At 36.6% G+C, this 13,833-nt stretch carries 12 protein-coding genes and 5 tRNA genes; 10 read left to right on the top strand and 7 right to left on the bottom strand.

Translation table 11 applies throughout. The features are described 5' to 3' along the window. Positions 1-172 precede the first annotated feature (172 nt). The 7 genes from GN105_RS01655 to GN105_RS01625 all read right to left on the bottom strand — a co-directional run bounded on the left by GN105_RS01655 (position 173) and on the right by GN105_RS01625 (position 9,719). Positions 173-559: a helix-turn-helix domain-containing protein gene (locus tag GN105_RS01655; protein ID WP_155283710.1), complete on the bottom strand. Its 387-nt coding sequence runs from the start codon at positions 557-559 to the stop codon at positions 173-175. A 168-nt stretch (positions 560-727) separates the two neighbouring features. Next, positions 728-1,789: a 3-phosphoserine/phosphohydroxythreonine transaminase gene (gene serC, locus GN105_RS01650; RefSeq protein WP_155283709.1), complete on the bottom strand. Its 1,062-nt coding sequence runs from the start codon at positions 1,787-1,789 to the stop codon at positions 728-730. A gap of 114 nt (positions 1,790-1,903) precedes the next feature. Then, positions 1,904-2,962 carry an acyl-CoA reductase gene (locus tag GN105_RS01645; protein ID WP_155283708.1) on the bottom strand — a complete coding sequence of 353 codons (1,059 nt, stop codon included), beginning with the start codon at positions 2,960-2,962 and terminating at the stop codon, positions 1,904-1,906. Positions 2,963-3,040: 78 nt separating this feature from the next. After that, positions 3,041-3,949, bottom strand: a complete 909-nt coding sequence (locus tag GN105_RS01640; RefSeq protein WP_155283707.1) for a hypothetical protein — start codon at positions 3,947-3,949, stop codon at positions 3,041-3,043. Positions 3,950-4,154: 205 nt separating this feature from the next. Then, positions 4,155-6,497: an oligopeptide:H+ symporter gene (locus tag GN105_RS01635; RefSeq protein ID WP_155283706.1), complete on the bottom strand. Its 2,343-nt coding sequence runs from the start codon at positions 6,495-6,497 to the stop codon at positions 4,155-4,157. Between the two features lie 172 nt (positions 6,498-6,669). Then, positions 6,670-7,329, bottom strand: a complete 660-nt coding sequence (locus GN105_RS01630; protein WP_155283705.1) for a PQLLE family protein — start codon at positions 7,327-7,329, stop codon at positions 6,670-6,672. A gap of 536 nt (positions 7,330-7,865) precedes the next feature. Then, positions 7,866-9,719: a glycoside hydrolase family 13 protein gene (locus GN105_RS01625; protein ID WP_227977335.1), complete on the bottom strand. Its 1,854-nt coding sequence runs from the start codon at positions 9,717-9,719 to the stop codon at positions 7,866-7,868. Positions 9,720-10,051: 332 nt separating this feature from the next. On the opposite strand from GN105_RS01625, the gene GN105_RS01620 reads away from it, so the two are divergent. The 10 genes from GN105_RS01620 (at position 10,052) to rplA (ending at position 13,831) form a co-directional block, all read left to right on the top strand. Then, a tRNA-Thr gene (locus GN105_RS01620) sits at positions 10,052-10,125 on the top strand. 35 nt (positions 10,126-10,160) lie between these two features. Beyond that, a tRNA-Tyr gene (locus GN105_RS01615) sits at positions 10,161-10,242 on the top strand. Positions 10,243-10,254: 12 nt separating this feature from the next. Next, positions 10,255-10,327 (top strand) — tRNA-Gly (locus GN105_RS01610). 24 nt (positions 10,328-10,351) lie between these two features. Beyond that, positions 10,352-10,423: transfer RNA gene (locus GN105_RS01605), tRNA-Thr, on the top strand. Between the two features lie 60 nt (positions 10,424-10,483). Beyond that, the gene (gene tuf / locus GN105_RS01600) at positions 10,484-11,671 is read left to right on the top strand and encodes an elongation factor Tu (protein ID WP_155283704.1); all 1,188 of its coding nucleotides are present in this window, start codon (positions 10,484-10,486) and stop codon (positions 11,669-11,671) included. Between the two features lie 74 nt (positions 11,672-11,745). Continuing rightward, positions 11,746-11,816, top strand: a tRNA-Trp gene (locus tag GN105_RS01595). A 16-nt stretch (positions 11,817-11,832) separates the two neighbouring features. Beyond that, complete coding sequence (secE, locus tag GN105_RS01590; protein ID WP_155283703.1) at positions 11,833-12,018, top strand: preprotein translocase subunit SecE; 186 nt, start codon at positions 11,833-11,835, stop codon at positions 12,016-12,018. 21 nt (positions 12,019-12,039) lie between these two features. After that, positions 12,040-12,591 carry a transcription termination/antitermination protein NusG gene (gene nusG / locus GN105_RS01585; RefSeq protein ID WP_155283702.1) on the top strand — a complete coding sequence of 184 codons (552 nt, stop codon included), beginning with the start codon at positions 12,040-12,042 and terminating at the stop codon, positions 12,589-12,591. 101 nt (positions 12,592-12,692) lie between these two features. Next, positions 12,693-13,130, top strand: a complete 438-nt coding sequence (gene rplK, locus GN105_RS01580) for a 50S ribosomal protein L11 (protein ID WP_155283701.1) — start codon at positions 12,693-12,695, stop codon at positions 13,128-13,130. Positions 13,131-13,141: 11 nt separating this feature from the next. Next, positions 13,142-13,831 carry a 50S ribosomal protein L1 gene (gene rplA / locus GN105_RS01575; protein WP_155283700.1) on the top strand — a complete coding sequence of 230 codons (690 nt, stop codon included), beginning with the start codon at positions 13,142-13,144 and terminating at the stop codon, positions 13,829-13,831. Positions 13,832-13,833: the final 2 nt, after the last annotated feature.

Here is a 13,833-nt window from a genome sequence, read left to right as displayed (position 1 = left end):
GATGCTTTATATGAGGCGTACGATGTTTATGAAGATTCATTATGAGCTGAAAAACGTGTTGCAGACAATAAAAACAGGCTTCCCGACATCGGAAAGCCCGTTTGTAATATTGTGTATGATGCAGGAGCATAAAGGTATTTCACCCCGAATGCTTAAAACTCGTAATGTATTGTTAATGATGTTTTTTGAACTGCTGCAAAAGGGATTTGAGAAAATCGATTTGCTTGTCTTTCTCTTTGATTCGCTCCTGATAAGATTCTACCAACTTGTTTAAAGTGTCCTTATTCTCAATTACCAAGTTTTGTACGTATCCGTTACCGTATGCCTCGGCATTGTAGGTCTGTGATTGAATGTTGAGTTTGTCTTTGTTAAAGAAATCGGTAATTTCAGTATCTAAAATTTTAGCAATTTGTGATAGTCGCTCCACCGTTATTTTGGTTTCTTCGTTTTCCAGCCGTGCGTATGAAGCCTGACTAATATTAAGTTCATTGGCTACATATTCTTGCGAAAATCCTTTCTGTTCTCGTATCTTGCGTATATTCAATCCAATGTTATTCATATTTCGAATGTTTTTATACGTATTAAGTATGCAAATATACGAGTATTGTTTATATTTTCGTGAGTAATGCGTATATATTTGCACCCGATTTTACAAAGCCATAATAATTCAAAGCTGAGAAAGTAGGGTAGAGGACTAAATGAGAGCGAGAATGAAACCCTATCACTATCAGCTGTTTTTCTCGAATTCTTGCAGAACATCAACCAATACTTGCACGCTTTCGATGGGCATAGCATTGTAGATGGATGCTCGGTATCCGCCAAGGTTTCGATGTCCTTTAAGTCCGCTAATATTGGCATTTTTCCAAAGGGTATCAAATTTTTCCTGCATTGAAGGGTCTTTCAAAAAGAAGGAAACGTTCATTAGTGAGCGATCCTGCTTTGCGGCATATCCTTCCACAAGCGGGTTGCGGTCGATTTCATTGTAAAGAAGCTCGGCTTTGGCTTTGTTGCGTTTTTCAATATTTTTTATGCCTCCCTGCTCCTGAATCCATTGCAAAACCAACAAGTTTACATAAACGGAAAAGGTAGTGGGGGTATTGAACATACTTTCGCTTTGTATCTGATTCTGATAATCTAAAATCGAAGGGATTTTCCGAGAAACTTTTCCCAAAATATCCTTTTTCACAAGTACCATTGTACTGCCCGAAGCACCTAAATTCTTCTGTGAACCAGCATAAATGAGGCTGAATTTGGAATAATCAATGTCTCTTGAAAAAATATCGGAACTCATATCGGCAACCAGCGGAATGTTAGTATTCGGAATATCGTGAAATTGAGTTCCGTAAATGGTGTTATTGGTTGTGATATGCAAATAATCCGCATCGGGAGGAATATTAAAGTCTTTAGGAATGTATTTATATCCGTCTGCTTTTGAGGAAGCTATGATTGCTACATTGCCAAAGAGTTGGGCTTCGTTCAGAGCCTTGCTCGACCACGTTCCCGTATCGATGTAAGCTGCTTTTTTCTTCAGTAAATTATACGGAACCGATAAAAATTGCGTGCTTGCTCCTCCGTGAAGAAACAAAGCCTCGTAAGAATCATCCAAACCTGCCGTTTGCAATGCCAAAGTACGTGCCTTTTCAATTACATTGAGAAATTCTTTACTTCTGTGTGAAATTTCGAGGATAGATAAGCCTGAATCTTCAAAATTAAGAACTGCCTTTGAAGCCTTTTCAAAAACAGATTGTGGCAGAATAGAAGGTCCTGCACTAAAATTGTGTTTTTTCATTATATTAGGTAAAAAACAAACAGATAGCTGGTTGAGGGCTTCTGTTTGTGTGTGAATTCTTTGCAAAAGTCTTAAATTATTTCCTGACGTAGTGCAAAATGTATGTTTTTTTTGTTACAAATTTGTTAGGAATGTAACAGTGTCTATTCCGTCAGCATAATCCCAAAGCTGTGGAGCTTGTGTTTGACCAAAGGGAATCTCGTTTTCTATAAAGTCCTTTGCCACAACACACTGTATTTTATCCCGGTCAGCTTGAAGTTTCTCTTTCAAACCTTCCGAACTGTCATAGTATTCATAGAAAAGAGTTGCAATAGGTGAGGCATAGCTTGCGTCTTCTTTCAGAACCAAAAAACCATTCTCTCGAAGTTTAAACAAACTCATCAGATAAACTGCCTTATTGTAATCATAGTTATTGGCATACTTCTGACCATTAATAATATCCTTGAAAGGGTAAATCGATTTGAAAAAACGGTCAAAATCATAGTTCTGAGGTACAAAAAGTTTTGAAACACTTCGGCAACCCAGCCCAAAATAAGTAAAAATATCCTTTCCGAGTTCAAAAAGTTCTTTTTCAGTTTCCTTTCCTGTGAGTACTGCTACGGAATTTCGGTTTCTACGAATGATATGAGGCTTTTTTCCGAAATAATATTCAAAATAACGTGCCGTATTGTTACTTCCTGTGGCAATGACTGCATCGAAATCTGTTATTCGTTCGTCAGTAAAGATGAATTGCTCTTGCCAAGCAGGCTCAATATGTTGCAAATAATCAGCGATGAAAGGCAATAATATTTTGTCTTCTGACGATAGCTTTACGATAGCTTTATGTCCTGAAACCAGCACCGATAAAAAGTCGTGAAAACCCACCAACGGAATGTTACCAGCCATAATAATAGCGACCTTTTTTGGTGAAACGTTCTCCAAATCATATTTTTCAAGCCACTTACGGATGTTTTCTTCTCTCAGAGCCTTCGCCCACGACTTACAAGCAAATTGCAGGTTTTCAGGTGTAAACCAACCGTTTTGCTGTTCTGCCAAAACCAAAATTTCTTCAAATTTTTTAAAGTAAATATCATTGTTTGGTGCTAAATTTTCATCTTTTACATACGGAAAAGAAGCAAATTGTGATAAAAACTTGCCTAAAACTACCAAACTATTATATTTTTGGTTATTCATATGCTTTTATGCTGCTGATTATAGTGCAAAAGTAAGTATTATTTCTCAAAAATGAAATACATCTGAATTGCTACAATGTTAAAATCGGATTCTGTATTCCAAATTAGCTACAAAATGCCTTGTTAGTCCGTCGGGACGTGCTTTTCGTGTTATAAAAGGCATTCCTGCATTAAGTTGAAGACTATTTTTTGCATTAATTTGATAATCCAAATAAATATTTCCGTTTAAGGTTAATCCTTTTGAACCTTCAATGCTTTGTTTGATACCTGAAATATCCGTAAAACGGTCATTTGTTAAATGATAAATAGGCAAAATGCTTGGCGTTAGCTTGAATTTGTCTGTTATTGCAATCGGATAGGAAGCCCGTAAAAGAATATCGCCTGCCCGCTCATAATTTCGAGTAGATTGAAACTTCTTTAAAAGGTTATTTGTTTGTATTTCAGCCAAAAATTCATTCTTGTTTTGTAAAATAGGCTGTTGCCAAGCAAAAACAAGATGCAATTTGTTAATTTGATAGCTCAAAGCCATAATAGCATCAAGTGTTCCTAAACTGGGTTGATAATCCATAGGTAATGACAGTCCTTCTTGCTTTTTATTGCCATCGGAAAGAGGAATTTTTGTCCCTAATGTAAAGCCCAATCTTTCATTAATTTGATAATTACCTGAAATTAATATATCTGAAAGCCCGAAAGAACGAATTCCGTTCCCGTTTTGAGCAATAGATGTTACTTTGGCATCAAAACTAAATACATCCGAAACTTGCCGATTGTATTCCAAATAATTTCCCCAAACATTTACGGAATTATCTCCCTTTCCAAAGAAAAATCCTGCCTTAATTTGATTTTTAACAGGCTCAACTCGTTCCCAGAAGTTTACGGGTTTTACATTATTAATTGTACAAAAACCTGCATCGCTGCATCCTTGACCAAAACTTGTTTCGCAAACCATTATTGTGGTTGCAAGAGTAGAAAAAATAATTTTACGCATAAATTTAATAATATTTGTATATGTACTTAGTCGTGTTTTCTTATATTTCCTGACAGTTTATAAATAAAAATTTTCAGCTTTAAGAATTATTTAATCGATATAAAAGAGTTTTAGATACAATCTTCAGATAAAATAAAGCGAAATAACTTGTTCTGTATGAGTTTCTTTCCGTTTGGGTAAATAAATACGTTCGCTTCGGTTTACTTTATTTCACTCCATGCATTAATTTCTTAACTAACGGACTGATGAAGATAATAAGCAACCCTGCAATGATAGGCACGATGGTGAATATCAGGAAAAATGTGGATAAATTGTATTTTTCGGTAATGTTTTCAATCTGCCCGCCCAATATGGCTGCTAATTTGTTCCCGATGGCAATTGCTAAGTACCACATTCCGAACATAAAGGCTATCATTCGGGCAGGAACGAGCTTCGATACGTAAGATAAGCCCACCGGTGCCATACAAAGCTCTCCCATTGTATGAAAAAGATACGCAACGACCAGCCAAAGCATACTTACCTTCACTCCGGAGCCTACCCCGTGTGCCCCAAAGGCGAGCAAACCAAAACCAACGGCCATTATGATAAGCCCCAGTCCGTATTTCACTGCCGCAGGAGGGTTGTAACGACTATCCCAGAAGCGGGAGAAAACATTTGCCAATGCGATGATAAAAAATGAGTTGAGAATGGAAAACCAAGAGGTGGTAATCTCTACCCAATTGGCTCTTTCTTCTTTCACGACGGCTCTTATGAGTCCATTACTGGCGTTTAGTTCTTCCGCACGCTGTTTTGCCCACGCCGCTTTCTTCATATCGGCATACCCGAAGGAGGAGAACTTATTATCTTTGGTTAAAATAAGAATTTCTTCTCCTTTGCTGAAATGATAATCCCCTTCGCCAATAATTGTTTCTTTACTTACAACAGAAAGACCATTGTTTTTGCCCGGCACATAGAAGTCGAAAAGTTTATTTCCCTTTTTGTCGGTTGCTTGCTTTCCTGTTTTGTTGTCCATACGGGGTAAAGCAATAGTTTGAATGGTATTTTCGACAATTTCAAAACTTTCTTTTGGCGTTTTGCTCTCGCTGTAAGGAAGATATTTTACGATGGTTTTTCCCTCAGCATTGGTTTCTGTTATTTTGAATAATTTTTCTGTTTTTTCGATGCGGTTTTCTTCTGTAAAAGTAATGTTGTTATCAATATTGAGGGGGATATGCTTTACCGCATAGTTTCCGTCTTCTTTTATTTTGATGTTTTTGCCATCACTTTCATATACTTCAAATGCTTCATAGCTTACATTGTACGCTACCGTTTTGAAATCGCGTTGCAACATCCAACCTACAATTACCCATACAAGCCCGAAGCAAATAAGCAGGACGATGTTTGATGCTAATATCTTGGAGAAAGTCTTTTTGGCTAAGATAATCAATACATAACTGATTAAAGCCAATGGAATAACCGTGAGTAATGCATTTACAATGTTGAAAATGATTGCTTGATTATCTAAAAGCTCTCTTTGGACGTTGTCTCTTGCAAAAAGAATCAAGGAAGAAGCTCCTTGCTCGAAGGAAAGCCAGAAAAATACGGTGAAGAAAGCAAAAATGATGACGGTTATCATACGCTCACGCACGATTTTTGTATATCGGGCAAGCCTTGAGATAATAACAAAGAAGAAAACAATTAATCCGAAGATAACGGCGATATATTGTCCTTTGATGTTGCTTGTTTCTAAAAAGGAAAACAAATCAATTCCCCCGATGCGTGATAATGGGTCGTTGATGGCGTACCCTAAACCGATGATGACTGCCACTCCAATCAATATTTTATCCAATAATGTAAAGGGATTGGGTTTATCTTCATCGGAGATAGATTTATTTTGAGTTACTTTGTTAGTTTCTTGCTTGTTTTTTGACGGAACATCACCGATTGTGCCAAAAAGCGGACGTGCCAACCAAAATTGAAGCGTACCGATGAGCATAAATACTCCCGCTAAACCAAATCCCCAGCTCCATCCTACTTTTTCTGCCATATATCCGCAAAGCATCATTCCGAAGAAAGCCCCCGCGTTTACTCCCATATAAAAGATGGTGTATGCTCCGTCTTTCTTTTCCGGAAGGTCTTTATACATATGTGAAATGATGGAAGTCATATTTGGTTTGAAAAAGCCCGTCCCGATTACTAACAATCCCAGCCCTACGTAAAGCCAAAACTCGGTTTCGAGAGCCATTGCAGCGTGTCCCAGTGTCATAATGATAGCTCCGATAACTATTGCCCATCGGTAGCCTATGAATTTATCGGCTATGGTGCCTCCCACAATGGGTGTGAGATACAAAAGCATTACGTACGTTCCGAATAATGCTCCTGCATTCTCTGTTGTCCACTCCCAACCGGGGTTATAGCCAATGAGAGCCATTGTTAGGAAGTTTACCAAAAGTACCCGCATCCCGTAAAAGGAAAAACGTTCCCACATTTCGGTAAAAAATAATACGAACAATCCTGCTGGATGCCCGAGTACCTGTGTATCAAAAAAGTTGGTTTTCTGTTGCGACATATTTTTTGTTATTTTCTCTCTTTTATTTAATCTTTTGTTGATGTAATTTAATAAATTTAAAACAAACTTTATCAAACTTCAAAGGGAAATAAAACTTTTATAGGTTTTATTGTTATATCTTTGAAGTCTGATAAAGTATTATAAGTTTCAGATAGTTAAAAAACGATTGTTATTATTGACTTCGCATTTGTAATCCGATGCCTTCAAGTAGTTGTGGTTTGTCTTCTAAGGCAATTTTAGCAACTGCATAAAACTCTCGTATCCATTTATCTATCTCGGCAAAAGCTTTGTTCTTATCTTGTGTAGCCTGCTGGCTTTCTCCGGATAATTTCTCATACTTGGCTCTTAAAGAAACCACATTTTCAATGGCTGACAGCTGCTGTTGTGCAATGGCTTCCGTGATTTTGAATCTTTCAAGTAGCGGACGTGCTTCCTGATGCGTGATAGCTTGATTGTAGAATATCTTCGCTCCTTTTATAAACGGAAGATACGCTCTTGGTGTTTCTCCTTTGATAGAAAATGTTTCCCATACTTCAGATTTGTGCATCAAGGCTACTTTTGATGCTTTCCTGTGTTTTCCATATGCTTTCACAAGCTGTTCAAAGGCTTGTTCAAAAATAGCATAGGCTTCCTTTGCCTCTGATGTTTCTTGTGTGTTTTTATCATAGAGATTTTGAGCTTTTACATAAAGCTGTTTTCCTTCATTCATACGGTCAGAATCATAGCCGTATTCTTCCAATTCAGATTTTAATTCTGACATTTCCTCGTAATTTGCGAATACTAATCTGTATTTCTCAAGATATAGTAATTCTGAAATTCGTCTTCCCTTCATATTCTGTTGATTTTATATTATTACTATTTGATTTTTGAATTATTGTTGTTGTTTTTGTGTAATTACTGCTTTCTCTTCTAAATATCTTGCTTGATTTTTGATTATTTTTTAATTATTTGTGTTGCTCTTAATTGTTTTTGTATTTTATAGTGTTGTATTTTGATTATTTCTAATTGTTTTTCTATTTCTTGTAATTGAAAAATTATTTTTAATGGTTGTTTTTGTGTTTTTATGCAATGTTTTTATGTTTTTTTCTTTTGTATTTCTTTTATTTTCTGTTTCAATTGTATTTTTATGTAATTATTTTGTTAATAATATAAATACTTTTCTTTTAAATTGAAGTGTATCTGTTTAAAAATCTTTTTGTTATGTTTTAATAAGGGCAAATATAAAAATTATTTTTAAATATCAAAGTGATATTGTATAAATATTTCATATAAAAGGAATTGTTTTTGGTTGAAAATAAAATAAGACAATATAAAATCAGGTTGAAGATTGTTATATTGTCTTATTTTTTGAATGTTATAGATACGATTCTATTTTAATTCAATCACCATTGAAGTTTTTCCTGCAATTTGTAATGATTTTTGAAGTTGAAATTCTTTTCCGGAGATGATATCTTTTCCTTTTGTGAATCCTTTTAGGCTTTCTGCAAAGCGATTAAGGTCAATATTTTGTTGTTCTTCGTTTTTATTGATTATCACCATAACAGATTCGGATTGATTATATCTGAAATATACATATACTTCATTATTGGGAAGATACTGTTTTGTTTTTCCGTAATGTATTACAGGTTTTTCTTTTCTCCAATTGAATAATTTTGCGGTAAAGTCAAAATATTCCTTTTGTTGTTGGGTTCTTTCTGCCGGATTGAAAGCATTTTGCTTGTCCTCATTCCAGCCTCCCGGGAAATCTTGTCTGATGTAGGCATCACCTTTGCTTTTATCGCCTCGCATTCCTATTTCGCTTCCGTAATATAACTGCGGAATGCCCCGTGCGGTAGCTAAAAGAGTCATTATTAGCTTATAATCTTCTACCTTTTGATAGATTTCGTTTATTCGGGAAGTGTCGTGGTTTTCCGCAAAGATTAAAACGTTATTGATGTCTTTGTAAAGGAAGTCATTTACGAAATTATCATACACCTGAATCATTCCTTTATCCCACGAAGGAGCTGCTTTGAAAGCCTCTCCGATGGCATCGTGTAGTGTGAAGTCCATAACAGACGGTAAGTGTGTATTATAGCTTTGAATTGCACTGATTGGGCTGTCCTTTTGCCAATATGATATTTGTGCTTGGTCGTGTAGCCACACCTCTCCAACAATATTGAAGTTAGGATACTCGTCCATAATCGCTTTTGTCCATTTTGCGATGCCCTCTTTGTCATTGTATGAATACGTATCGACTCTAAGTCCGTCCAAGTCGGCATATTCTATCCACCAAATGGCATTTTGTGTCAGGTATTTCAAAACTAACGGATTGTTTTGGTTTAAATCAGGCATAGATTGTACAAACCAGCCGTCCACACAGTACTTTTTATCTATCTCGGAAGTGTTTTTATCCATCTGTGTACTCATTCGGTAGTTACTTTGGGCATATCCCGGAAACTGATGAATCCAATCGTATGTGGGTAGGTCGTTTATCATCCAATGTTTCCAACCCCAGTGGTTCGTAACATAATCTTTGATGAGTTTCATTCCTCTTTTGTGCATTTCTTGGGCAAGTTGTTTATACTCTTGGTTGTTTCCGTATCGTGCATCAATGTTATATACGTCACTTTGTCCGTAAGTATGGTAGGAATAAGTTTCATCGTTGTCTTCGCACATTGGCGTACTCCAAATGGCGGTAGCCCCTAAGGATTTTATGTAATCTAACTGCTTGATGATGCCTTGAATGTCGCCTCCGTGCCTTCCTCCGGGCAAGTTTCTGTTTGCTTTCTCATTGAGATTCTTATGCGAATCGTTGTTTGTGTTCCCATTGGCAAATCTGTCGGGCATTAACAGGTATATCACATCTGAACTGTCAAATCCCTTACGAAGAGCAGAGCCTTCACGTCGTTTTTTTAGTTCATAATTGATTGTTTTTGCCTTCCTTTTCTGTTGCACTAAACTGATTTTGTATGTTCCTTCGTTTTTATTCTTTGTGTCAACAGTAAGGAAAATGTAATTTGGATTTTCAGTTTTAATTACATTTACAATGGGAAGTTCGCTTTCTACCGAATAGTGGGCTATGTCTTTTCCGTAAAGCATAATTTGCAATTCAGGATTTTTCATATCTGCCCACCAAAAAGGAGGCTCTGTTTTCTGGATTTGTGCGTTTATGTTTGTAATGAAAGACAAACAAAACACAAAAAATACAAGTTTAAAATTGAAAAAGTCTTTAATGTTTAGCATAATATAAAAAATTATAGAAAAATTGAGGGCTAAATTACGAAAAAAGTTTAGAATCTAAAAATTGAGTGATTTTTGCATTTGAGTTTTGTAGTTTGTTTTTAAGTTAGAAAAAAATGTCATCTGAAATGATTTAGATATAATAATGTTGAGTTTTGTAAGTCTATAAATGAGAAGTTGTTGTTTTTTTAATTTGTTGAAAAACAGATTTTTATTTTTAGTTGTAGTAAAAATATTTAAAAAAAGTGTTGATTTTTTTTGCTATGTAAAAATATATCTATACATTTGCACTCCGTTACAAATAAGGTTGTTGTTAATCTTGATTTTAATGTTTTGCCGATATAGCTCAGTTGGCCAGAGCACGTGATTTGTAATCTCGGGGTCGTGGGTTCGAATCCCTCTATCGGCTCAAAAGTTCATAATATATATTGTTTTTAAGTTATTGGGAAGATACTCAAGCGGCCAACGAGGGCAGACTGTAAATCTGCTGACTATGTCTTCGCAGGTTCGAATCCTGCTCTTCCCACACTAAATTAATGCGGGAGTAGCTCAGTTGGTAGAGCGTCAGCCTTCCAAGCTGAATGTCGCGAGTTCGAACCTCGTCTCCCGCTCAATGAAGGCTTTGTGAAATAAAAGCCGGTGTAGCTCAGGGGTAGAGCGCTTCCTTGGTAAGGAAGAGGTCACGAGTTCAAATCTCGTCATTGGCTCTTGGTTTGCACACATTAAACACTATATTTATATAACTAAGATTTAAAAATTTATTTAAAATGGCAAAAGAAACATTTGATCGTTCCAAACCCCACTTGAATATTGGTACTATTGGACACGTGGATCACGGTAAAACAACTTTGACTGCTGCTATTACTAAAGTATTGGCTGATGCTGGTCTTTCAGAGCAAAGAAGTTTTGATTCAATTGATAATGCTCCTGAGGAGAAAGAAAGAGGTATTACAATTAATACATCTCACGTAGAATACCAAACAGCAACTCGTCACTATGCACACGTTGACTGTCCTGGTCACGCGGATTACGTTAAAAATATGATTACTGGTGCTGCTCAGATGGATGGTGCGATTCTTGTAGTTGCTGCTACAGATGGTCCGATGCCACAAACTCGTGAGCATATCCTTTTGGGTCGTCAAGTAGGTATTCCACGTATTGTTGTGTTTATGAATAAAGTGGATATGGTTGATGATCCAGAGTTGTTGGAGCTTGTTGAGCTTGAGATGAGAGAGCTTTTGAGTTCTTATGATTATGACGGTGATAATGGTCCTATTGTTCAAGGATCTGCTTTAGGTGCATTGAACGGAGAGCCTAAATGGGTTGAAACTGTAATGAAGTTGATGGATGCTGTTGATAATTGGATTGAGTTGCCAACACGTGATATTGACAAGCCATTCTTGATGCCAATCGAAGATGTGTTTACTATTACAGGTCGTGGAACTGTTGCTACAGGGCGTATCGAAACTGGTGTTGCTAAAACAGGTGAGCCTGTTGAAATCATCGGTATGGGAGCTGAGAAATTGACTTCTACTATCACTGGGGTTGAAATGTTCCGTAAAATTCTAGATCGCGGAGAGGCTGGAGATAACGTAGGTTTGTTGCTTCGTGGTATTGATAAAAAAGATATCAAACGTGGTATGGTTATTTGTAAACCAGGTTCTGTTAAACCGCATGCTAAATTTAAAGCTGAGGTGTATATCTTGAGTAAAGAAGAAGGTGGACGTCACACTCCATTTAAAGATAAATATCGTCCTCAATTCTATGTTCGTACAACTGACGTAACGGGAACAATTTCTTTACCAGAAGGAGTTGAGATGGTTATGCCTGGTGATAACTTGACTATTACAGTTGAGTTGTTGCAACCAATTGCACTTAGTGTAGGTCTTCGTTTCGCTATCCGTGAAGGAGGTAGAACAGTGGGTGCTGGTCAGGTAACTGAAATTCTTGACTAATCAATAATAAGAAAATTGATATAAATGAAAAATAGAGAAGTTTTGAGATATTTCTCAAAACTTCTTTGTGAAAAACGGGTGTAGTTCAAGGGTAGAATAGCGGTCTCCAAAACCGTTGATGGGGGTTCGAATCCCTCCACCCGTGCAAAAATGATAAGGTGATGATTAACTATATTAAGGAATCTTACGAAGAATTGAAAAACCACGTTACTTGGCCAGCATTGGCTGATGCTCAGCGTGAAATGGTTATCGTTGTTGTGTTTTCAATTTTATTCTCGCTTCTCATATGGGGTATGGATTCTTTTTTTGAGTGGGTAATGGCTCTGTATTTTAACTTTATGAAGTAAAAAAAGTAACAGTGTAGTAAAATGTCAGTAGTATTAGAAAAGAAATGGTATGTCGTTAAGGCTGTTACAGGACAAGAAAATAAAGTAAAGAACTACATAGAAAGTGAAACATCTCGTTTGGGTTATGCTGACTATGTAGAGGAGGTTTTGGTGCCTACAGAGAAAATTGTTCAAATTCGCAATGGAAAGAAAATAAACAAGGAAAGAGTACATATGCCTGGATATGTAATGGTAAAGGCAAATCTGGTAGGAGAGGTTATACACATTGTCAAATCAATACCTGGAGTTGTTGGATTTTTAAGTGAAACAAAGGGAGGAGATCCTCTTCCGTTACGTAAATCAGACGTAAATCGGATGTTAGGACAGGTCGATGAGCTTTCTGAAAATGTAGAGGTAATGGCTATTCCTTTTGTAGTTGGGGAAACTGTGAGAGTTGTCGATGGACCTTTTAATGGATTCAATGGTTCTGTAGAAAAAGTTAATGAAGAGAAACGTAAGCTAGAAGTAATGGTTAAGATTTTTGGAAGAAAAACACCATTAGAGTTGAGCTATATGCAGGTTGAAAAAGTATAAAATATTAAAGGTACTGAAAGTCGGAAGTCCTTAGAAATGTAGAAATTAGGATTTTTGACTTTCCTTTTTTAGTAAATAAAATTAATTATTAATAACAAACAATGGCAAAAGAAATTAGTAAAGTAGTTAAGCTACAAGCTCGGGGAGGTCAAGCGAATCCATCGCCACCAATTGGACCCGCTTTAGGTGCTGCCGGTGTTAACATTATGGAGTTCTGTAAACAGTTTAATGCTCGTACACAGGACAAACAAGGGAAAGTTGTTCCTGTTGTTATCACAGTTTATAAAGACAAATCATTTGATTTTGTAGTTAAAACCGCACCTACTGCAGTTCAGCTATTGGAAGCCGCTAAGGCTAAAGGTGGATCTGGTCAGCCTAACCGTAAAAAGGTAGCAAGTATCACTTGGGACCAAGTGAAAGCGATTGCAGAAGATAAAATGCCTGATTTGAATGCATTTACAATTGAATCTGCAATGAGTATGGTTGCTGGTACAGCACGCTCAATGGGAATAACAATAACTGGAGATAAACCTTTTTAATCTGAGAAATTATGGCAAAATTGACAAAGAAACACAAAGAGGCTTTATCTAAGGTTGACTACAATAAATTGTACTCATTGACTGAGGCTTCTGCATTATTGAAAGAAATCACTTATACAAAGTTTGATGCCTCTGTGGATATCGCGGTGCGTTTAGGAGTTGATCCTCGTAAAGCCAATCAAATGGTAAGAGGGGTTGTGACACTTCCTCACGGGACAGGAAAAGATGTGAAAGTTCTTGCGTTGGTTACTCCTGATAAAGAGGCTGAAGCAAAAGCTGCAGGTGCAGACTACGTAGGGCTAGATGAATATCTACAAAAAATTAAAGATGGTTGGACAGATGTAGACGTTATCGTTACAATGCCAAGTGTTATGGGGAAATTAGGACCGTTAGGACGTGTTTTAGGTCCGCGTGGATTAATGCCTAACCCTAAAACAGGTACTGTAACGATGGAAATAGGTAAAGCTGTTCAAGAGGTAAAATCAGGTAAAATTGATTTTCGTGTTGATAAAACAGGGATTGTTCACGCTGCAATAGGAAAAATTTCATTTACAGCAGATAAAATTGTTGAGAATGCAAGTGAATTAATTCAAACGTTAATAAAATTGAAACCTACAGCTGCTAAAGGAACTTATGTGAAATCTATCTATATTTCAACAACAATGAGTCCTAGTGTACCTGTTGATACTAAGTCAGTTTAATT

Origin of the sequence: Capnocytophaga felis (assembly GCF_009684755.1) — a bacterium.
Classification (GTDB): domain Bacteria; phylum Bacteroidota; class Bacteroidia; order Flavobacteriales; family Flavobacteriaceae; genus Capnocytophaga; species Capnocytophaga felis.
The sequence above is the reverse complement of the archived record's forward strand: the minus strand, read 5'-3'. Positions and strand labels throughout refer to the sequence as shown.